The following is a 21904-nucleotide window of genomic DNA, read 5'->3' as shown; positions in this document are numbered from 1 at the left end:
TTAAACAAGTAAGGGTTATGCCATCACTGGGTAATCGGTATAACCTTCTGCTCCACCCAAATAAAAGTGTTCTGGTTTCGCCTCATTAAGAGGTGCATTTTTCTTAAATCGCTCGACTAAATCTGGGTTTGCGATAAAGGGAACGCCAAATGCGACCACATCAACTTTGTTTTCTGCAATTGCTGTTGCCGCTTCTTGTGCACTGTAGCCCACGTTCGCCATTAAGTGACCTTTATAGTTTTCGCGTGCTGGCTTGAGAACATCTGCTTTTTGTACGCCTTTCAGATCCGCACGCATCACGTGCCAATAAGCAAGATCGAAAGAATTAAGTTGCTCTGCTAAGTAACGCACCAAGCCAACTGGATCACTGTCTTTCATGTCATTAAATCCATTTAGCGGAGATGTGCGCAGACCGACTCTTCCAGGTCCCCACACCTCAACGACTTCTTTCACTATCTCAAGTAAAAATCGAGCACGATTTTCAACCGAACCACCGTATTCATCGGTACGTAAATTTGAACCGTCACGAAGGAAGTTATCAATAAGATAACCATTGGCGCCATGTATCTCGACCCCATCAAAGCCGGCTTTCTTGGCGTTTTCTGCACCTTGTTTAAACGCCGCAACAATGGAAGCTATCTCATCCACTTCGAGTGCTCGTGGTACCGTATATGCTTGCTTACCCGAAGGGGTATGGACTAATTCATCACGAATGGCCAATGCGCTCGCCGCTACAGGTGTTTTTCCTTCATTCAGATCAGGATGACAAGCTCGTCCCGCATGCCAAATTTGCAGTACAATCTTACCGCCTCTCTCATGAACCGCATCCGTTACCTTTTTCCAAGCTGCGATTTGCTCTTCGCTGTAAATGCCCGGCTCAGCCATGAAAGCAGACGTACCTTCCATCACCATGGTGCATTCAGCAATGATAAGTCCGGCACTCGCACGTTGAGCGTAGTATTCAACCATAAGGTCATTAGGAATATGGTCCGCGCCAGCACGAGCTCGCGTTAAAGGCGCCATAATGGCACGGTTATCTAATGCTAATTGACCGAGTTCGATAGGAGAAAATAAGTCTACAGAGTTGGACATGTTGTTTACCTCAAATGACAATAACTTGATGGCTAAGGATGAGGTGCCAGACTATAATCAGATTAATATTGAAACAATATGGATAATTGAAAGTGATTGTTCGCAATTTAGAAACAATTGACTTTAGAACGCTTTCTATCTTTGTCACAAGCTGTCGACTACTGAGCTTAACCAAGTGCGCGCTGGAGTTAAACCTACCAAAATCTACTGTTAGCAAAGCCATAACCAAACTCGAACAACACTTTGAAGCCAAACTGCTAGAGCGCACAACCCGAAAGTTAGTGATCACCGAAGCTGGCCAAATGGTTTTAGAGCGTGCTGCAAGCTTAGTTGAGGAATTCCACTCAATTGGCCATGACGTTCAGGAGATGGAACAACAGATCCAAGGCCGGCTGCGTATTTCCGCGCCACCAGCGTTGGATGCGTATATGGCGGAGCACATCTTTTTGCCATTTTTAAAACAATGGCCAAAAGTACAAATTGCGTTAGAAGCATCGAACGATTTTGTTGATCTCTTTTCACACGGCTTTGATATGGCAATTCGAGTCGGTCAGATAGTTGATGATCGATTGATCGCAAAAAAATTAGGCTATACCACTCGAGTTCTGGCTGCTAGCCCTGAGTATTTAGCTGAGTTCGGCGTACCTGAAACGCCAGAAGATCTGACAAAACACAACTGTTTGAGGTATCAATATGTTTCAGAAATAGGGCCTTGGACGCTGATCTCACACGATAATACCGTCAATGTTTCAATAACCAGTAACTTCTCAAGTACAACTGTAGAAGCAATATTGAAAGGTGCACTTAAAGGACTAGGCATCGCTAACTTACCTGTGCAAAACATGACGCAAGAGCTAGAAAGTGGCACCTTAGTCAGAGTGTTGCCGCAATGGCACACGGTACCAATGCCTATTTATCTAGTCTATCGTCCTGGAGCAAACCGCCCACGGCGCGTACAAGCAATGATTGACCATATCATGAGCTTAAGATCTCAATTTGAATTTGGCCCTAGGCATGGTTTGTGTTGCGGAGAAGCATAACCTAGCAACTATCAGGCACTAGCATGCGGCTCGGATAAATGCCGCAAGCTTCTCACTAGCATGCTGTTCACTCAATGCAGACATATCACCCGCGGCTTCCACTTTACCATCTGCCACAAACACAAAGTGGCTGGCAATCGCTTTGGCATCGCTTAAATGGTGCGTGACCATCAATACGGTTATTCCCCGCTCTGCTGCGAGTTTTTTTACCAAGCTCAGCATCTCTTCACGCAACACCGGATCAAGCGCCGAGAACGGCTCATCCAATAGCCACATGGGATGAGGCTGAACAAAACAACGCGCTAAGGCAACACGTTGACGCTGGCCACCAGAAAGATGCTCTGGCAAACGGTCGAGGTACTCTGCAACACCAACTTGCTGCGCGGCTTGTTCAATCTGACGATTTTGGTCCACCGTAAGCTTTAGCCCTGGGTGTAAGCCCAAACCGATGTTGTCACGCACCGATAAGTGAGCAAACAAATTGTGCTCTTGGAACAACATAGAGAACGGACGCAGATAAGGCTCTTTACGCACAATGGACTCACCATCAACACAAATATCACCACGGTCAGGATGGATGAATCCTGCCACCAACGCCAGCAAGGTTGACTTCCCTGCCCCACTTGGTCCCATCAGCGACACAATCTGTCCTTGCTCAATCGTTAAGTCAAAACGAAACAGTTCACGTTGGTAGGTGTACTGCACATCATCCAACACTAACATTACGCTCTCTCCTTCGTTTTCAATACTTTCTCAATCAAGGCAAAACAGCCCACACTCAACAACAATAAGGTCACCGATACCACCGCAGCCGCGTCCATCTGATAGCTGCCAAGCAGCTGGAATAAATACAGAGGTAAAGTGCGGAACTCTTGCCCGCCAAACAACGCAATAGCACTTAAATCGCCAATCGCAAACATAAAGCTGATCGCAAACGCATGTGCAAACGGCTTGCGTAGCGCCTGCCACTCCACCACTTTAAACCGTTGCCAGCCACGCATGCCTAAGCTGGCACATACATACTGATACTGTTGTTCAATGTGCAGCATTGGCTGCGCTAGCGTTTTGATCACGTAAGGCAAAGCCATCAAACCGTTCACCAAAATCACGACAAAAAATGCCAAGCTAAAAACATCGGTAAATGCGCGCAGTAGTAAGAATAAACCGGTGCTAATCACCAGACCTGGAGTCACCAAAATAACGGTGCCGATTAACTCAATCTGATCGGCTCGCGTGTTTTTGTACTGCAACCGCCAACGGCGACTGGTCAATAGTATGGACACCCCAGCAGCGACCGCAAGCGCGCTAGCGACACAGGCGACTTTGAGGGAGTTCAATAGCGCAGACCAAAAACGCTCATCGGTTAATACTGTCCAAACTTGTTGGTTGATGCCACTCAGTAACACCATCAATAACGGCGGTATTACCAGTAAAAAGGCACCTATGATCCAAAAGCTATCCCAAGCTTTTGACCACCCATGATCCTTCGTTAAATATTGCTGTACCGATGTGCTTCCAGCACTGATAGAAACAGGCCTTGTTAACTTCTGCACTCCAATAGCAAGCAGTCCACATAACAGCATCTGCCACAGCGCCAATAACGCCCCAGCTTGTAAATCAAAATCAAACTTAATCGCTTGGTAAATGGCCAATTCAATGGTGGTGGATTTTGGCCCGCCCCCCAACGCCATTACAGTGGCAAAACTGGTAAAGCACAACATAAACACCAACCCACAAACGTGGGGAAGCTGCTGCCTTAAACGCGGCCATTCTACCCAGCGAAACTTATCCCAATGGCTCATCCCAAGATGCGCGCAAAGCTTATGCTGCTCGGCAGGAATAGACTCCAAGGCTTGCAGAAGCAATCGTGCCGCGTAAGGTAAATTAAAGAACACATGGGCGAGTAAAATGCCGTTCAAACCGTAAATAGAGAATGGCAGTTTAGTGTCGAAACTTTGCAACCACTGCTCCAACAAACCACTGTTGCCATAAATCGCTAACAGCCCAAAAACACCAACCAAAACCGGCAAAACCAGTGTCGATGCAAATAGCTTAAGCAGTAATGATTTACCAATAAATTGGCGACGCGAAAGTGCGTGCGCTACTGGAATGGCAAAGCCAACACTGAGCAATGTGGAAAGAAACGCTTGGTAGAAACTGAACTTGGTGACATGTTGATAGTACGGGTCGCCCCATACCACAGACACATCAAGTGAAGGGGCTTGAACAATCAAAGCACCTAGGGCAGAAATAACAAAGGTCGCGATGATCATCGCGACCCCTAAACCTATTTTTGGAACAGAATTCAAAGGTAAAACCTATCTCATTCAGATGAGGATGGAAACGTCAGCTAAAACGTCAATGCGCTTTGCCATTCGCGAATCCAAGACTTACGCATTTTTGCCACTTCATCAGCACTAAAGCTCAACGACTTGCTTGGAACACTCAAAGTTTCAAAACCTTTAGGTAACTCAACGTCAGTGACTGGGTACATCCAGTTACCCGTTGGCATCGCCGATTGGAACTCATCACTTAAAATGAAACTCATAAATTGATCAGCAAGTTCTGAATTTTTTGCCCCTTTCACTTTGGCGGCTACTTCAACTTGCATGTAGTGGCCTTCAGCAAAATTCGCCGTAGCAAACTTCGAATCGTTTTCCGCAATTAAGTGGTACGCAGGTGAAGTGGTGTAAGAAAGCACTAAATCGGACTCACCATTGAGGAACATAGAATACGCCTCAGACCAACCTTTCGTGACCGTTACGGTTTTGCTCGCTAGCTTCTGCCACGCTTGCGTCACATCGTCGCCATAAATAGATTTCATCCATAGCATTAAGCCTTGGCCCGGCGTTGAAGTCCGCGGATCTTGGTAAATCACTTTCAGATCGTCGCGCGTTTCCACCAGCTCTTTCATGCTTTTCGGCGGATTAGCCAGTTTCTCTTTGTTGTACACAAACGCGAAGTAGCCGTAATCGTACGGTACAAACGTCGTGTCACTCCAACCGTTTGGTAACACTGTGTTAGCCGTATCCACATTGTGCTCGGCAAGCAGACCGGTTTTCTTCGCTTCTGCCATCAGATTGTTATCCAAACCTAATACGATGTCCGCTTTGCTATTACCGCCTTCAAGACGAAGACGATTCAGAATCGACACACCATCGTCCAACGCTACGAAGTTAACGTCACAGCCACATTTTGCTTCAAAAGCTTGCTCGATTTTAGGACCCGGCCCCCAATCTGCGGCAAAAGAGTCGTAGGTATAGATGGTTAATGTGTTTTCAGCGGCAAACGCTGAAGTAGAGGTGATTGCAGCTAGGGCAATCAGATTTAGAGTAGGTTTCACTGCTCGCTCTCCATGAGTATTTCAGAGAAATAAGTTGAGCGGCACAGGGTTTGAGGCGGCTATTAAGGACTTCCAATATCCAGACTCAATTCCTACGCCAGCATTATCTGGTTCAGGTAATACGGGTCCCTAGTTAAACACTTAGGTCTCAGCGCCCCAATGCATTGATTGACTCAATGCTAAATGGGTTTGCTCCCCGATGAGTTGGATGGATTGTAAAGGTATTTGAGTGGTTACACAATCAGCTCACGAGCGCTGGTCATAACCCCAACGAGGCACCAAACCTTGCTCAATACCTAAGTGGTCAAGAATTCTCGCCACCATAAAATCCACTAAGTCTTCAATACTCTTTGGCTGATGATAGAAGCCTGGAGCTGCTGGCATGATGGTGACGCCCATTTGCGACAGTTTGTGCATGTTCTCCAGATGTAGCGTTGAAAATGGTGTTTCGCGAACCACGAGCAACAACTGCCCGCGCTCTTTCATTACTACATCAGCGGCCCGTTCGATCAAGTTGTCCGACATACCATGTGCTATGGCTGCAACGCTTCCCGCAGAGCATGGGCAAACCACCATTTGCTTGGGTGCAGCAGAACCAGAGGCAACCGGCGAGAACCAATCGTCTTTACCGCAAACGGTGATGTTATTTCGATTGCAGTTCAGGTGCTCTACCAATGCTTGCTGCGCTGCTTCTGGACCACTTGGCAGCTTAAGATTATGCTCGGTTGCCATCACAACACGAGCTGCCGAAGAAATCAGAACGTAGACATGATAATCCGCCGCAACCAAGCATTCTAAAAGACGAAGGCCGTAGGGAGCACCAGAAGCGCCCGTTAATGCCAACGTGATGGCTTTTTTATGAGAGGGTTGTGTTTTGTTTTGCATATCAATCAGGCTTTTTGTTTTAACTGCTCAAGAAGTTTTCCGTGAATACCACCAAAGCCACCGTTGCTCATGACTAGAATTTGGTCACCTGGTCGCGCACGTTCGACGATCTTGGCTACAAAGTTATCTATATCCGCATCGACAAACGCTGGCTGTGTGCATTGGTCGGCAATGTCTTGCACAGACCACTCGATATTATCTGGCTGGAACAAGAAGACTTCATCTGCACTGTGTAGTGACTCTGCAAGTGTGTTTTTGTGTACGCCACGCTTCATGGTGGCAGAACGCGGCTCTAACACAGCTAGGATGCGTTTTTCACCTACCTTGTTACGCAAACCACCGACAGTAAGTTCAATTGCCGTTGGGTGATGCGCAAAATCATCGTAAACCGTCACACCTTGTTCTTCACCTTTCAGCTCTAAACGGCGCTTGGTATTGATGAAACGCCCTAATGCCTGGCAAGCAAGATCCGGAGTGACTCCAACATGTCGTGCAGCAGCGATTGCCATCAGCGCATTATCCACATTGTGGTCACCCACCAAATTCCATTCGACGGTACCAACCTTCTCGCCTTTCAACGCAACGTCAAATTTTGAGCCATCAAGCACTAATTTGTGCGCTTGCCAGTCACCATTCTCACCAGAGAACTGTTTTTCTGTCCAGCAACCACGCTCTAATACATCCGCCAAAGCTTGGTCTTGCTTCGGAGCTAAGATTAAGCCATTGCCGGGAACCGTTCGCACTAAATGATGGAATTGGCGCTTGATCGCCTCTAGATCATCGAAGATATCAGCATGATCGAACTCAAGGTTATTCATGATTAAAGTGCGAGGATGGTAATGCACAAACTTAGAACGCTTATCGAAAAAAGCACTGTCATATTCGTCCGCTTCAACGACAAAAAACATGCTTTCACCCAAACGAGCAGACACTCCGAAGTTACCGAGTACCCCACCGACTAAGAAACCCGGTTGATAACCACAATCTTCAAGTATCCAGGCAAGCATGCTCGACGTGGTCGTTTTCCCATGTGTACCCGATACCGCCAATACCCACCGATCATGCAGCAAAAACTCGTTGAGCCACTGCGGACCAGAGGTGTAGCGCATGTTAGTGTTGAGCACATGCTCGACACAAGGGTTGCCACGGCTCATCGCATTACCAATCACCACAAGATCTGGTTGAGGGTCGAGTTGAGACGGGTCAAAGCCTTCAATAATTTCAATACCTTGAGACTCAAGCAGTGTGCTCATTGGCGGATAAACGTTGGCATCAGAACCAGTGACTTTATGTCCTAATTGGCGCGCTAGAATCGCTGCGCCGCCCATAAATGTGCCACAGATACCCAAGATATGAATGTGCATAAACTAAACCTTGTAATGCGTTTTTTAATGCTTTCATTATCGCGATTACCGCCTGAAAAGCGAGTGACTTTAGCCTTCTTCTTGCAGTCCCTTTCACAAATATGACAAGGTTGAACACAGACTGTACAACCTCTTGCTTACTGATGAATCCCTCAAACAAGTCTACAAATAAATTGAGATCTCAAACAGTTACTTCATTACCATTAAAAAGATCTGCGACTTAAACTTACATCCAGCGCAATCGTTTAACATCCATAAAGAGATGCTCACTTGCGCACTACCCCCAATGAAATGAAAATGTAAGGATTAACCATGTCAGGACTGCGCACCCTAGGCGAGTTCATTGTCGAAAAACAAGCGGATTTCCCCCACGCTAGCGGTGATCTATCATCCCTTTTAGCCTCCATTCGTTTAGCTGCAAAAATCGTTAACCGCGAAATCAACGCAGCGGGTCTCGGTGATATCACTGGTGCTGTAGGTACGGAAAATGTCCAAGGTGAAGATCAGCAAAAGCTCGATGTTTACGCGAACGATAAGTTCAAAGCCGCGCTCGAAGCTCGTGATCAAGTGTGTGGCGTTGCCAGTGAAGAAGAAGACGAAGCAGTTGCGTTCAATAAAGAACTCAACCAAAACGCCAAATATGTAGTACTGATGGACCCACTTGATGGCTCTTCTAACATCGATGTGAACGTCTCTGTTGGTACTATCTTCTCGATTTACCGTCGTGTTTCTCCAATCGGTACTCCACCAACTGAAGAAGACTTCCTACAACCTGGTCACAAACAAGTGGCTGCGGGCTACGTAATTTACGGCTCCTCCACCATGTTGGTATACACAACTGGTAACGGCGTAAACGGCTTTACTTACGACCCATCTATCGGCAGCTTCTGTCTTTCTCATGAAAACATGATGATTCCTGATGATGGTAAGATCTACTCCATCAACGAAGGTAATTACATTCGTTTCCCTCAAGGGGTGAAGAAGTACATCAAGTACTGCCAAGAAAACGTGCCAGAAGACGGTCGCCCATACACTTCTCGCTACATTGGCTCGCTGGTTGCTGATTTCCACCGCAACCTACTGAAAGGCGGTATCTACCTTTACCCAAGCACACAAAGCCACCCACAAGGCAAGCTACGCCTGCTTTACGAATGTAACCCTATGGCATTCCTCATTGAGCAAGCTGGCGGCATTGCATCGGACGGCGTGAATCGCATTATGGACATCAAGCCTACTGAGTTGCACCAGCGTGTACCTTTCTTTGTGGGTTCGAAGAACATGGTTCGCAAAGTTGAAGAGTTCCTTGAACTGCACCGCGACGAAGAATAATTTCAGACCTTTGTCCAACGCGGCAGGTGTTTACCTGCCGCGTTTTTGTCGCTAAAGTGAAACGCGAATTTATCATCAGATGAAGCCGCTTTTGTGTGACTCATCGTTAATGAAAAGGAATATTCTAATGAGCTTAAACCATGTACCAGCAGGCAAGTCGCTGCCTGAAGATATCTATGTCGTGATCGAAATTCCTGCAAATGCAGATCCAATCAAGTACGAAGTAGATAAAGACTCTGGTGCTGTATTTGTCGACCGTTTCATGTCTGCACCAATGTTCTACCCATGCAACTATGGCTACGTGAACAATACCCTGTCTCTTGATGGCGACCCAGTCGACGTATTGGTACCAACACCATACCCACTCATGCCAGGTTCAGTCATTCGCTGCCGTCCTGTTGGCGTTTTGAAGATGACAGATGAATCGGGTGAAGATGCAAAAGTGTTTGCGGTTCCCCACTCAAAAATCTCGAAAGAGTACGAGCACATCCAAGATGTGGACGATATCCCAGAACTATTGAAAGCGCAGATCACGCAATTCTTTGAGCGTTACAAAGAGCTTGAAGCAGGCAAATGGGTGAAAGTGGATGGTTGGGCAGATGTTGCTGCCGCCAAAGCTGAAATCCTAGAATCTTACGAACGAGCTCAGAAAAAATAAGCATCACTGCTGATACAAAATTAAAAAGAGCTGCTCTAGGGCAGCTCTTTTGCTTTCATCTTACCTGTGTCAACTAGATAGGTGCGCCTGCTGAAGACATTCGTCCAGCGTCGTAGTCATGTTGAAAGAAGGGGTCAACATCATCACAAATGCCAAAATACGGCCGCCCGATAACACCGAGCATATAAGCACTTTGCTCACAATACTCTTGTTTGCCTTGCTGGTAACCCGCTTGATAAGCCATTATCAGTTCTGGCGTCGCATGGTTAACATCATCCAGCTTCGCAATTCGCTCCTCAGATAACTCCCGTAATCCATCTAAAGCTGACTGCCTACCAAACACTTGCCAATCGGTCACATTATTCGAAGTCGGTAGTGTTGTTTGTGCGCATGCAGCAAGAAGCAACGCCATTACTCCAATTACGAATGCTTTCATCGTGACTCCTTAGTGTTTAGCTCGTTGCTATTGATAATGTCAGTATAGCTCACACCTTTTGACACCAATCTCCGGAAGCGATTTCTTCGGTTAATTGCTCAGTATTTTGATATAAGTAGATCCAAGCTTGGCCAAAAGGCGTAACGATGCTCTCTCGGCGATATTCCACTGGCACATCTTCTAACCTATCTAGCTCAGATAAGGTTTCACTGTCAATCAGGTACACTTCACCTTGAATCGAGCGTTGCCCATCAGACAACGCTGGATAAGGGCCTAAGTCATACATTGCAAATTGAGCATCCGTTTCATGTAAACCAAGAAACTGCGCCGAGCGCAAATACTGATGGTTGTACTCTCCCTTGCGTAACGTGCCGTAGACAAAAATCAAATGCTGCATAACCACTCCTTAGTCATGACTGTGTATGCTTAGGTTAAAGCACTTTAATCGAACTCAAACTGATAGAGTAGGTCAACGGCGCTATCTACACCAGATACCGCTTCTAAATACAAGTCTTGCATCAATCGGTAACGCACAGTGAACTCACCTAGGGAGTTAAAGATGCCGACACCATATTTCACCTGCAAACCTGGCAGAATATAACCACTCACCGTCACTTGCGAGTCATCGCCCGACCCAGCAGTGTCCAGCTGTAAATCCTGTACGCCAAAGGCTTCACCGATTTCACCAACCACACGACCACTCTTCGCCAAGCTTAAACCAATTAAGGTAGTTGTCATTGCATTACCACCGGCTTCACCATCAATATCTTGACCACGAAGTAGATAAGAAAGTGCATTGGCTTGGTTCATCGCGGGCTCTGAGAAAATTTCTATACTCGGATCAGATGCTGGGCCTGACACTTGTACCCCCGCAATGACATCATCTTGGGTATTGTCTGGATTACGAATCGCTTTGATAGACAAGTAAGGTTGATCTGGTGGACCATTCATCAGAATCTTACCTTCTTTAATCAATAAGTCCTGACCAAACGAACGATAAGAACCGTCGACAACATTCACTTCACCAACGATGAAAGGACCTTTGTCTTTTTGTGTCACGTTTAGGTTCCCTTTCAACCCACCTTTTAAACCAAAAGCGGCAAGTTGGAAGTCATCACCAATTTTAATGTTGATGTTCGTTTCCACATCAAACGGCATCGCAGCCACATCGTCCACTGGCTGCAAGTTTTTATCGAGAATAACGGTATCACTCGATACGCCTACCGCACTTGGTGGAAGCTCTTCGACGACAATTCTGCCCCATGGCAAATTAATATCACCCTCAATTTTCGCAAGCTGAGGGGTCACATCTATTGTCATGTCAGGCTCCACTTTGATTTTTACCATTGGAGGCAAATCAACATTGAGCTCTTTAGCAAATACACGCGCTTTAGTGCGCCAGTTCTGTAAGTCCTGCCAGTCGGCATCACCGGTAACGTTCAACTCACCATCCGGGGTTAAAATTCCGGCATCCAAGTCCGCTTGATGGCCTTTAAAGTTGATGACGACCTGCCCTGAGTTTATATCTATCGGTGTGACTTCACCCTGTAGCTTCATTTGGTCAATCAAGAACTGGCCGTTCACCTTCGGATGCATGACGTCACCTGATATCGCTAGGTCAGTATTCATGTTTGCTTTAAACAAGCTGTACTCACCAATCAACGGTGCCAAGAAATCCAAGTGGAACGTAGAGAGTGAAACCTTACCATCAATAGTGGGCTTTTCAGACGAGACATTCAGTAAAGAAACCTTACCAGACAAGTCACCGTTATCTTTCACATCAAATAGCCACTCGGCATCAAGCTTGTCTTTCGCTAATGCTGCTTTAAAGTTGAAGCTTTCCCAACCGACTTTAATTGGCTGTTCAAGCGCTTGTTCAACTTGGCCTTTTGGCATATTGACACTTAAGGTTACTTCAGGCTTTTTCTCTGGTGCCCATTTAGCAAAAGCCTGTGCATTAACCGAGCCTTGCAGCTTGGTTTCTGGCGGCAGGAATTGTTTGATTTGGTCAAAATCAAAATCATTGATAGCTAACTTCGCCTGGCCACTCTTACCGACACTAATGTCTTCGGTTAGACATACGCTCGACTCCGCTTGCAACCAACAATGCGCTTGAACGTTCGCGATCTGTTTGTCGATATTGACCTTCACCGCGGTCGATTTTTGCAACGCCCACGGGCCTTGTTGCGAGCTCAGCGTCAAGCGGCGCAGCGCCCCATTCCAAATCATTTCTGGTTTCTGCTGGAATGTCCCTTCAATTTCTAAACTGGTCGACACCAGGTCAGACACTACATCGAGCGTCAGTTGATGCAGTTTTTCATCCCCAGAGACTTCAAGGTCAGCACTATCAACTTTTATGTCGTCATAGGTAATGTTGTTCGCAATTAGGCTTATGTTCGCTTTTGGTGCTGGCAGAGGCTTCACATCACCCTTTAAGGTGATCGTTTCTACGTTCGCCTGTTGCTGCCAGTTTATCTGATTTAAAGCGAGATCAAGATTGATGTCTGGTTCTTTCAAGCTACCACGTAGTGCGACTTTACCTTGCATTTTACCTGCAAGATCCGGAACAATTTTCGCAAAATCAGGGAAGTTAACCTCAACATCCATCAGAATTTGCTTATCGATCTTACCCTTTGCACTGAGTTGGTTTGGACCATGAGAAAGCGCTAAACCCTGAGTGGTAAGTTGGATGTCTTCGCCTTTGCCGTTTTTATCAGACGCTTCAAGTTGCCCTTCAACATTCAGCGGATACCCTCGCAAAATGCCGTCAATGTCTAACTTAGGCAAACTGACTTGCCAACCGCCTTGTTCTGTTAACGACCCCGAAGTCGAAAGGTTACCGCTGATATCCCCTTCAGCTTCTTTCCATTGTAAACCTGGTTGAATGTTTTTCAGGTTTAAGTCAGCTTGCCAGTTGATTGGCGCAGCCCAATTGGCCATGACTTTCCCAGAGAGTTCGCCTCCCAGGGTTTTCACTACAAGGCTTTCGAGGTCAATTTGCTCTAACGTACCTTTGCCGTTTAGTGCGACATCAACGGCGGGAATATCTTTGCCTGACGCTTTGGTTTCTAATGCGACTTCATAGCCATCAAGTGAGCCTTTTGCCACCAAGCTTGGTACAGAAACCTGGTAATCGCTTTGTCCAAATAGCGGCCATTGCGCCTGTACATTTTTAATCACGACATCAAACGGTAACTGCGTTTTAAGCGGTTGAATATCACCTTTGATCTCCGCTTGTACAAGCTCAGAAAGCGTAGCATTTAGTGACAAATCACCAACCGAACCCGAGACCGAAAGCGACAGTTTTTGCCCCTTCGCATCTGCTTGCTTCACTAACGCGTCCAATTGCGCTTTGATAGGGTAATCAGAAGAAAGCGTCACTTGTGTGCTCAACTTGCCTTCCACTTCTGGCATGTCGAGCTCTAATGTTTTGACATCAACACGCTCACCGCCTGCTCTTGCAACCAAACCAAGATGATTGACGATCACTGGCGTTTCACCTGCCAGTTTAAAGTTGTGAATATCCAGACGGCGCGCTTCCACCGTCAGTGGAATCCATACTTCGGGTAACACAATATCTTGCGGCGTAGCATCGGCTTCTTTCGGCTCTTCAACAACCGCTTCAGGTTCAGCTTCACTTGGTGCTAAAGCCACATTAATGTCTTTCAACGCGGTAGGTGCGATCACCAAACGATCGCCCTGCATCGACAAAGCGGTCGAGAATGTTTGCCAATCAATTTGATTGCCCAGCACATTGACATTGATATCATTAAAGCTGACTTTATTAACAAAAATTGGCACTGGCGTACTGATAGAACGCAGTGGTGGTGTTTCCTCTTGCTCCTCGCTTGCTGGCGGTAGCTCAGGCATCTTAAAGTCAAGCCCCTGCAGTCTTAACTCATCGACACAAACCTTAGGGTCAAAGAAACAGCGGAAGTTCACTGCCAAAGCTAAACGCTCGACTTTGGCATCGATATTCAAAGACTCATCGACAAAACTGACGTTATGCAGTTCGAAGCGAGGAAACAATGAACCCTGCACTTTTTCAATCTGCAATTGTGGTAGTGCTTTTTCGGCTCCCCACAAGGCAAATTTGAGGCCTGGGTGGGTAAATAAAACTGTCGCGACAATAATGATGAGCAACAGCAATAGACCAATCAAACTGAGCGACAGCCATTTGGTCCACTTAAACATCATTTTGATCATAGCTCAGGCCCCAATGAGAAGTGGATACGAAACTCTCGTTCTGGTTTTGCATCCAACCCCCATGCAAAATCAAAACTAACAGGGCCCACCGGAGACGCCCAGCGGATACCAACACCAGCACCTGATTTCCAATCTGGTGTTTCATTAAACGCATCACCAATATCGTAAAACGTTGCAGCCCACCAGTTTCCATAAACACGATATTGGTATTCTAATGTACTGCTAACAATGTATTTACCACCCGTCAAAGCACCACTCTCATCCACAGGTGAAATAGATTCATAGCCGTAACCACGAATATTATTGTCACCACCTGCGAAGAAACGCAGCGACGGTGATAGCTTTTCAAGTTCATCGGTAATATTCGCACCACCTTCTAAGCGGAACAAACCACGATGATTCTCTCCAATACCACGAATCCAAGAAGTCGAGCCAATTAAGCGGAGCACTCTAGTTTCAGAAAGCATAGCGGTATCACCATACTCAACAGTGATGCTTTGCTTGTCTCCCCACATTGGCATATTGCCCCCTCGAACCCTAGTCCGAGAAAATGTCGCACCTGGAAGTACGAAGTTGAATTCATCATCTTGTAAACCTTGCGTAAAGCTCTCGTACAAATGACGAACATAAACGGTATTATGCCAACCACCGTCTGCTAACCAATGACGTTCCACTGCAAGGTTAGACTCGATACTCTGCGTGTCACGGTTGTCTAGGTTTTTAAGCCCATATTGAACTTGATAATAATCGTTAGCGACATCTTCTAAAGGAATTTTGTAAGAAGCAGTCACGGTTTGCTCTGGCTTAGATAGGGATAAAGCAGTGTTGAAACTGTGTCCTCGGGAGCTCACCCAAGGTTTCTTCCACTTCAACGTTCCTCGAACGCCGACATCCGTTGAGTAACCAATACCCGTCTCGATCTGATTCTTCGAAGCAGGAGATAAAGACACTTTAATTGGCAAGTCTCGGCCATCATCAAGCCTATCCAATTCAGGCTCAACAAAAACTGAGGAAAACCACTCCGTATTTGATAGCTTCTGGTTAAACTCGCCCAGCTTCGAAACGTTGTATGGGTCCCCTTCTTTAAAAGGTTGTAGTGATGCGACACGGTCTTCCCAGATGTGGTTGCCAATAAAAGAAACGTCGCCAAAATTGAAACGTATTCCACTGCTGTAGTGCAAACGGACATTAGCTTCGTTCAGATCAGGGATAACCTCTAATCGACTTAGCGTAAACTCACCATTGAAGTAACCACGCTGAAGCGCCAAGTTACGAATGCCTGACTTAAGGCTGTCGTATTGGCCTTGATTCAAAACTTGACCAACTTTGAGCGGAGAGCGCTCAATAAGTTTTGCAAACTCTTCATCGTCCTTGGCCTCTCCAGTGATGACCACATCCATGACTTTCACTTTCACTGGCAAGCCCGGCTTGATGAGCACAATTAACTCATCATTCGCTTCAGGAATAGAGTATGAAATTTTTGCATGATAATACCCAAGCGCGTTAAGCGCTTCAGTGATACTTTGATCTAATCTCGCTTGAAAACGCAGAGAAGTGGAGTAATCCTTCTCTGGAATAGATGATAGATACGCACTGACATTCTCTTCTAAAGCGCCATCAATGCCTTTCAAAGTCAAAGAAACATCGGCATAGGCACCATGAGAAAAGGCAAACAGGCCAACAATGGTGGGGAGAGCTTTTTTTATCATGCTTTTATGGCTGAATGAGGTTAAGTAAACGTAAATAATGATAACGCCAATTAGATTCTAAGTCTGTAATATTAATAGGTTTAACGCGGTCTATGTCATCACAGCATCAGATACAGACGAAATGAAAAAGTTCGCAAATTTAAGACACGTATTGAAGGACAAATACCATGCTCAACAAACAAACATTGATCAGTATAGAAGATGCCTTGCCAGGTAGAGATCAACCAATGCAGATTGACGATCATCATTTTGTAAATAAATCTAACCTAAAGGCGCCTCTTGCGTCACACCAACAGCAGATTTTGCTCGGAATGGGCTGTTTTTGGGGCGCTGAGCGCGTATTTTGGCAACTCGACGGCGTTGTATCTACTTCAGTCGGTTACGCTGGGGGTTACACACCCAATCCCACGTATGAAGAAGTCTGTACGGGTAAAACGGGTCATACAGAAGTCGTACGAGTCGTTTTCGATGAACGCGTCATCTCATTAGAAAAGCTACTGGCTGTTTTTTGGGAAAAACACGACCCAACTCAGGGAATGCGTCAAGGTAACGACTTAGGTACTCAATATCGTTCTGCAATTTACACTTATTCGACGGAGCAACTCGAGAGCGCAGAGAAATCGAAACTCTTGTATCAGCAAGCACTGCAAGAAGAGCAGCGCGCGAACATCACCACCGAAATACAACCAGCAGGTCCGTATTACTTTGCGGAAACCTACCACCAGCAATATTTGGCGAAAAACCCTGATGGTTACTGTGGCATCGGAGGAACGGGAGTTTGCTTCCCACCAAGCCTCCAAGGATAAACCTAACCAGCAACAAAAAGAGCGACCGATATGGTCGCTCTTTTCTAAATCTAAGTGGGTACCAAGCTAACTAAGCCGATAATGATGCTATCACTTGGTTGACTTCTTTAAAGATGGTGAGCCTTTTATGATCGTTGACGTCAGGTAGTAACACTTTGCCATTGTCGAACTGAAAACAACCAACCCCGACAATAAAAAACTGACCTTTGAACAACGTTTTAACAAAACGGGCCACTTGTAATGGTCGATATACAGCAAACTCACGTAGCATAACTCACCTCAATTCCTTTGAGAAAACACGGATTGCTTATTTTTCCTCTGCAATCTTAATGCGCAATTTGCGACGGAACTCATTTTAGCAAATTCTAAATATAACGCAAGATTACACCACTCCATACGTTAAATAAATGTTATAAACGGTCCTACAAATTTCTAAGATCTGGATATATACTGGAAGCTTCCAAACCTCGTACGGAATATAACAATATGAAAACTAAGACTCTCCTACCTCTACTACTGGCCTTAACGCCAAGCTTGACCTTTGCACACAACTTGTCAGTAGGAAAAAGCGTTCCTCCTGTCAATGTTGCCGCTTACGGCGAGATTGTTTTACAAGGCGAAGGCGTTGCATACCAACCCTGGGCAACTCAACATATGCAAGGCAAAGTTCGTGTTATTCAAGCCATCGCAGGCCGTAGCAGTTCAAAAGAGATGAATGCCCCTTTAATGTCGGCAATAACAGCGGCAAATTTTCCACAAGAAAGCTACCAGACGACGACTATCATCAACCAAGATGATGCAATTTGGGGGACAGGCTCTTTCGTGAAGTCTTCAGCTCAAGACAGCAAAAAAGAGTTTCCTTGGTCATCCATGGTTCTTGATGAAAGTGGCGTAGTTGCTAATACTTGGGACCTGAAAGAAGAAAGCTCGGCCATTATTGTTCAAGACAAAACGGGCAAAATTCTGTTCGTCAAAGAGGGCGCACTTGAGCAAGATGAGATAACAAAAGTCATTGAGCTTATTAAACAGAACATCTAGCTTCATTGAATGGCTCCTTGCTCTTGCTGTAAGGAGCTATATGAATTTGATTAGAAGCATGGGCAGTGATAACTCTGCTCTTTATAAGTGCGACACTTCCATCAGAGAGTATTACCAATATTTTTCGGCACGCATGTGTGGAGTTAAATTTTTCTGCTAGCCAACAAAAGAGTGAACTTTTATTCATTATGGGTGTTATATTATAACAGTCGGTAAGAGGAGCTCAGATGTACCACCACCAGCAAAAAACACTAAGATATTGGTATCGCACTGCTTTATTTTTCAGTGTTGCGTTGCTGATCGCTTGGAACTTTGCGGTTGTACTTCATCAAGTCGATCTGACGCCCGACCATCATACCCATCATCATTGCCAATTATTTTCTGGTGTTCAGCACGGTATAGCAAAGGTACAACCTACCCTCTCTACACCGACTTTTACGCGCGCCCAGCATCATCATGTTTTTTTGCATCTCGTGTACGGCGAAGAAGTTCTTGGCGCTGCTCGTGCCCCTCCTTATTTTGCTTAATTTCCAAACTATTCCACACTCAAAATTATTGAGTTCATTCCCGCACCTAGTGTGTCAGGGAACAATAACTTAGTGAAACTCGAATCTGAGCAATACCGCCTTTGGTTAATGCCAGTAAAATTAGGAAAAATACAATGTCATCAAAACACGTTTTAGCCCTTGCTATTGGCCTCACTTTATCGACAGCAGCGAATGCAAACGAATACCGCCAGCATGGTGCTCATGTGCATGGTCACGTCGAGTTTAATATCGCCCAAGATGGCAAAGATCTGTTAGTAGAGATCACAGCTCCTGGAGCTGATGTTGTGGGTTTCGAACATGCTCCAGAAAACGCACAACAAGAGCAAGCGCTTAAACAAGCCGTCGCTACACTCGAAGACAGCAACGCATTGTTCGCTATTAACTCACAAGCTGATTGTAATATTGAAGAAGCTTACGTGAGCCACAACCTAAGCGAAACTCATGAGGAACATGATCATAGTGAGCACGACCATGATGACCATGCACATCACGATCATGAAGGACACGAACACCATGATCATAATGAACATCATGATAAACATGACCACCATGACGATCATGATGAGGCGCACGATCATGGCGGTCACGGTGAATTTTCGGTGCAATATCGCTTCAATTGCGAACAAGTTAATCAGCTTAGCCAAATCCAAACCGATTGGTTTAACCAATTCCCAACTACAGAGTCCATCAGCGTCAATATATTCACTGATACCATGCAATCAGCAATTAAATTAAGCAAAGATAACACCCAAATCGTAATCAAATAACACGAGTGGCGTGTAAGTACCCACTTACACGCCACAGCTTTGGTGATTTAATATGACTGAAACCACACCAAATGTTGTCGAGCTAGAGGATGCCCAATTTTTCTGGCCCGGTTCAACCAACGCGACCATCCACATCCCCAAATTACACATTACACAAGGCGAACATGTGTTTATCAAAGGTCCAAGTGGCTGCGGTAAATCGACCTTGCTCGCTTTGTTGACGGGGATTAACACATTAACTTCAGGCTCTCTATCTGTACTCGATACTGACCTTGCTAGTTTAAGTGCCAGTCAGAGAGACCGCTTTCGCGCCAATCATATTGGCTACATCTTTCAACAGTTCAATTTATTGCCGTACCTTAACGTACTTGAAAACGTATTATTGCCATGTCAGTTCAGTAAAATACGACGTGACCGTGCCCATTTAGGTGCCTCATCTCAAACGTTAAATGAACAGGCTCAGGCCCTACTAGAACGACTGCACTTGCCAAACGAGCTTCATACACGCCCTGTCTCTGAATTGAGTATTGGTCAACAACAACGTGTGGCTGCGGCTCGAGCTCTGATAGGACATCCAGAGTTAGTGATCGCTGACGAACCAACCTCAGCTTTAGACTATGACAATCGTAAAGCATTTATTGAGCTCCTTATGGAGCAAGCGAATCAAGCCAATGCCACACTGGTATTCGTTAGCCACGACCCAACACTCGAACCCTTATTCGATCGCACGCTCAATCTACCCGACATTAATCAAGTATCTAGCCTAGGAGCCATATCATGAGTGCTGTTGTAAAGCTCGCCTGGAAGAGCTTGATGAACCGCAAAGCGACGGCAATTCTAACCATCATGACCGTTGCGATTTCAGTGGTACTCCTCTTGGGCGTCGAGCGTATCCGAACTCAAGCCAAGGATAGCTTCGCCAATACAATTTCAGGCACAGACCTCATTATTGGTGGACGCTCTGGGCAAGTGAACCTATTGCTCTATTCTGTGTTTCGTATTGGTAATGCGACCAACAACATCGATTGGAAAAGCTACCAAGAGTTTGCCAATCATCGTTCAGTCGATTGGGCTATTCCAATCTCGCTTGGCGACTCGCATAAAGGCTTCCGAGTTATGGGAACCAATCACAGTTACTTTGAGCATTACAAGTTTGGAAGTAAGCAACCACTAACATTCAGCAAGGGTAGAGAATTCAATGGTTTATTTGAAACCGTACTAGGTTCTGATGTCGCTAAACAACTTGGTTATGATATCGGTAGCGAAATCATCATTGCCCACGGCATTAGCGACGTTGGCTTTAGCCGTCATGACAATCTGCCATTTAAAGTTGTCGGTATCCTTGCACCTACAGGAACACCAGTCGACAAAACTGTCCATGTATCATTGGAAGCCATCGAAGCCATTCACGTTGGGTGGGAAAGTGGTGCGCGTTTGGGCCCGACACCCAAGGCACAAGATCTCAAAAACAGAGACTTTCAGCCCAAACAAATTACCGCTATGCTCGTTGGTTTGAAATCTCGTATTCAAACTTTCGCCCTGCAAAGACAAATTAACACCTACCCCAAAGAGCCGCTTAGCGCCATTATGCCCGGCGTTGCGTTGCATGAGTTATGGGGAATGATGTCGGTTGCAGAGCAAGCCCTAATGGCAGTATCTGGTTTTGTCGTGATTGCAGGGTTGTTAGGTATGTTAAGCAGTCTATTAACTAGCCTACAGGAACGCCGCCGTGAAATGGCGATTTTGCGTGCCATGGGAGCAAGGCCTCGTCATGTTTTCTCACTCTTAATTAGTGAAGCCAGCTTGCTTACTGCTGCTGGTATTATTACTGGCGTTACAGGGCTGTATGCTATTCTTGCTATCGCGCAGCCGATCATCCAACAGCACTATGGAATACATCTCACCTTAAGCATCTTATCTACTTATGAGTGGATACTATTAGGTTTCGTACAATGCGCTGGTATTGTGATTGGTTTCATTCCCGCACTCCGCGCCTACCGACAGTCACTGAGTGACGGAATGACAATAAGGATTTAATAAAATGTGGAAAAAAATACTCGCAAGTTGCTTGCTGGTCGTCGCATTCACAGCGCCTGTTATGGCCAGCGAAGAACCATTGAAGCTTGACTGGATTGACCTTGTTCCAGAAAAAGAGCGTAAATTGTTCGACAGTATAGGCATGCCTGCATCTGATCACAGTGGTGGCGCAGCGCAGCAGTCCAAGATTGGTAATGTTCGACCAGAACTGAACGGAAGCCAAGTTAAAATTCCAGGGTTTGTTATCCCACTTGAAGGTGATGCCGATACCGTCACCGAGTTTTTATTGGTGCCATATTTTGGAGCTTGTATTCACGTGCCACCACCGCCTCCAAACCAGATCATTTACGTGAAGTTTCCGAAAGGCGCGCCTGTTCAAGAGTTGTGGGATGTCATATATGTGGTTGGAACGTTGAAAACCGAGACGATAAACCACGAACTGGCAGAAACGGCTTACGTTATTGAGGGATCAGAAATAGAAGCCTACGACGATATGTAATTTAAGTCGTCGATAAGCCTCGCTACACCTAAGGCGTCACACTGGCGCCTTTTTTAGCTTTGTGCTAAACGATATAACGAGATAAATACGCTAATACGCCCACATAAATAACCAAAAGAAACGCTATCGACAGGTGCTTTTTGAGTT

Annotated in this window: 21 protein-coding genes and 1 riboswitch; of the genes, 10 read left to right on the top strand and 11 right to left on the bottom strand. The window is 45.8% G+C overall.

What is annotated here, in order from left to right; translation table 11 throughout:
- Positions 1-15: 15 nt before the first annotated feature.
- Complete coding sequence (locus R7E78_RS13660; protein WP_054579269.1) at positions 16-1092, bottom strand: alkene reductase; 1077 nt, start codon at positions 1090-1092, stop codon at positions 16-18.
- Positions 1093-1184: 92 nt separating this feature from the next.
- Here R7E78_RS13660 and R7E78_RS13655 point away from each other — a divergent pair, with 92 nt between their 5' ends.
- Positions 1185-2132: a LysR family transcriptional regulator gene (locus R7E78_RS13655; protein WP_005379650.1), complete on the top strand. Its 948-nt coding sequence runs from the start codon at positions 1185-1187 to the stop codon at positions 2130-2132.
- Positions 2133-2150: 18 nt separating this feature from the next.
- Here R7E78_RS13655 and thiQ read toward each other — a convergent pair whose 3' ends face one another.
- The 5 genes from thiQ to mpl all read right to left on the bottom strand — a co-directional run bounded on the left by thiQ (position 2151) and on the right by mpl (position 7724).
- On the bottom strand, positions 2151-2855 hold the full coding sequence (thiQ, locus tag R7E78_RS13650; RefSeq protein WP_005379648.1) for a thiamine ABC transporter ATP-binding protein: 705 nt from the start codon (positions 2853-2855) through the stop codon (positions 2151-2153).
- Complete coding sequence (gene thiP, locus R7E78_RS13645) at positions 2855-4441, bottom strand: thiamine/thiamine pyrophosphate ABC transporter permease ThiP (RefSeq protein WP_213907989.1); 1587 nt, start codon at positions 4439-4441, stop codon at positions 2855-2857. Before thiP ends, thiQ begins: the two co-directional genes overlap by 1 nt.
- Positions 4442-4482: 41 nt before the next feature.
- The gene (gene thiB, locus R7E78_RS13640) at positions 4483-5475 is read right to left on the bottom strand and encodes a thiamine ABC transporter substrate binding subunit (protein ID WP_130544794.1); all 993 of its coding nucleotides are present in this window, start codon (positions 5473-5475) and stop codon (positions 4483-4485) included.
- A 72-nt stretch (positions 5476-5547) separates the two neighbouring features.
- Positions 5548-5684, bottom strand: a riboswitch (TPP riboswitch).
- Positions 5685-5721: 37 nt separating this feature from the next.
- Positions 5722-6360 (bottom strand): flavin prenyltransferase UbiX, encoded by a 639-nt coding sequence (locus R7E78_RS13635; protein ID WP_005379640.1) that lies wholly within the window; start codon positions 6358-6360, stop codon positions 5722-5724.
- A 5-nt stretch (positions 6361-6365) separates the two neighbouring features.
- Positions 6366-7724 carry a UDP-N-acetylmuramate:L-alanyl-gamma-D-glutamyl-meso-diaminopimelate ligase gene (gene mpl / locus R7E78_RS13630; protein WP_053303335.1) on the bottom strand — a complete coding sequence of 453 codons (1359 nt, stop codon included), beginning with the start codon at positions 7722-7724 and terminating at the stop codon, positions 6366-6368.
- A 312-nt stretch (positions 7725-8036) separates the two neighbouring features.
- Between mpl and fbp the strand changes: the two genes are divergently transcribed.
- Both fbp and ppa read left to right on the top strand, forming a co-directional pair.
- Positions 8037-9053, top strand: coding sequence for a class 1 fructose-bisphosphatase (fbp, locus tag R7E78_RS13625; protein WP_005383114.1), 1017 nt, complete (start codon positions 8037-8039; stop codon positions 9051-9053).
- Between the two features lie 127 nt (positions 9054-9180).
- Positions 9181-9711 (top strand): inorganic diphosphatase, encoded by a 531-nt coding sequence (gene ppa, locus R7E78_RS13620; RefSeq protein ID WP_005379635.1) that lies wholly within the window; start codon positions 9181-9183, stop codon positions 9709-9711.
- 73 nt (positions 9712-9784) lie between these two features.
- Here the strand turns inward: ppa and R7E78_RS13615 are convergent, their stop codons facing one another.
- From R7E78_RS13615 to R7E78_RS13600, 4 genes are read right to left on the bottom strand one after another with little or no spacing between them, the layout of a single operon-like run.
- On the bottom strand, positions 9785-10147 hold the full coding sequence (locus R7E78_RS13615) for a DUF2799 domain-containing protein (protein ID WP_042522443.1): 363 nt from the start codon (positions 10145-10147) through the stop codon (positions 9785-9787).
- A gap of 49 nt (positions 10148-10196) precedes the next feature.
- Complete coding sequence (locus R7E78_RS13610) at positions 10197-10544, bottom strand: gamma-glutamylcyclotransferase (RefSeq protein WP_258661423.1); 348 nt, start codon at positions 10542-10544, stop codon at positions 10197-10199.
- 44 nt (positions 10545-10588) lie between these two features.
- A complete protein-coding gene (locus R7E78_RS13605) occupies positions 10589-14353 on the bottom strand; it encodes a translocation/assembly module TamB (protein WP_262644140.1) in 3765 nt (1254 codons plus the stop codon).
- Entirely contained in the window at positions 14350-16062 is a 1713-nt protein-coding gene (locus tag R7E78_RS13600; protein WP_064353584.1) for an autotransporter assembly complex protein TamA, read from the bottom strand. Before R7E78_RS13600 ends, R7E78_RS13605 begins: the two co-directional genes overlap by 4 nt.
- Positions 16063-16229: 167 nt before the next feature.
- Between R7E78_RS13600 and msrA the strand changes: the two genes are divergently transcribed.
- Positions 16230-16868 (top strand): peptide-methionine (S)-S-oxide reductase MsrA, encoded by a 639-nt coding sequence (gene msrA / locus R7E78_RS13595; RefSeq protein ID WP_005379620.1) that lies wholly within the window; start codon positions 16230-16232, stop codon positions 16866-16868.
- A 70-nt stretch (positions 16869-16938) separates the two neighbouring features.
- Here msrA and R7E78_RS13590 read toward each other — a convergent pair whose 3' ends face one another.
- Positions 16939-17139: a DUF1107 domain-containing protein gene (locus R7E78_RS13590; RefSeq protein WP_005379612.1), complete on the bottom strand. Its 201-nt coding sequence runs from the start codon at positions 17137-17139 to the stop codon at positions 16939-16941.
- 215 nt (positions 17140-17354) lie between these two features.
- Between R7E78_RS13590 and R7E78_RS13585 the strand changes: the two genes are divergently transcribed.
- The 6 genes from R7E78_RS13585 to R7E78_RS13560 all read left to right on the top strand — a co-directional run bounded on the left by R7E78_RS13585 (position 17355) and on the right by R7E78_RS13560 (position 21757).
- On the top strand, positions 17355-17906 hold the full coding sequence (locus R7E78_RS13585) for a YtfJ family protein (protein ID WP_054574246.1): 552 nt from the start codon (positions 17355-17357) through the stop codon (positions 17904-17906).
- Positions 17907-18133: 227 nt separating this feature from the next.
- Complete coding sequence (locus R7E78_RS13580) at positions 18134-18433, top strand: DUF2607 family protein (RefSeq protein WP_005379608.1); 300 nt, start codon at positions 18134-18136, stop codon at positions 18431-18433.
- Positions 18434-18567: 134 nt separating this feature from the next.
- Entirely contained in the window at positions 18568-19221 is a 654-nt protein-coding gene (gene zrgA, locus R7E78_RS13575; protein WP_085569684.1) for a zinc uptake protein ZrgA, read from the top strand.
- Positions 19222-19273: 52 nt separating this feature from the next.
- The gene (locus tag R7E78_RS13570) at positions 19274-20002 is read left to right on the top strand and encodes an ABC transporter ATP-binding protein (protein WP_042522447.1); all 729 of its coding nucleotides are present in this window, start codon (positions 19274-19276) and stop codon (positions 20000-20002) included.
- Positions 19999-21258 carry an ABC transporter permease gene (locus R7E78_RS13565; protein ID WP_213971570.1) on the top strand — a complete coding sequence of 420 codons (1260 nt, stop codon included), beginning with the start codon at positions 19999-20001 and terminating at the stop codon, positions 21256-21258. Before R7E78_RS13570 ends, R7E78_RS13565 begins: the two co-directional genes overlap by 4 nt.
- 4 nt (positions 21259-21262) lie before the next feature.
- Positions 21263-21757 carry a DUF3299 domain-containing protein gene (locus R7E78_RS13560; RefSeq protein ID WP_005379600.1) on the top strand — a complete coding sequence of 165 codons (495 nt, stop codon included), beginning with the start codon at positions 21263-21265 and terminating at the stop codon, positions 21755-21757.
- Positions 21758-21904: the final 147 nt, after the last annotated feature.

This window comes from Vibrio sp. YT-19(2023) (genome assembly GCF_033337395.1).
Note: the sequence above shows the minus strand (reverse complement) of the source record. Positions and strands in the feature narration are given on the sequence as shown.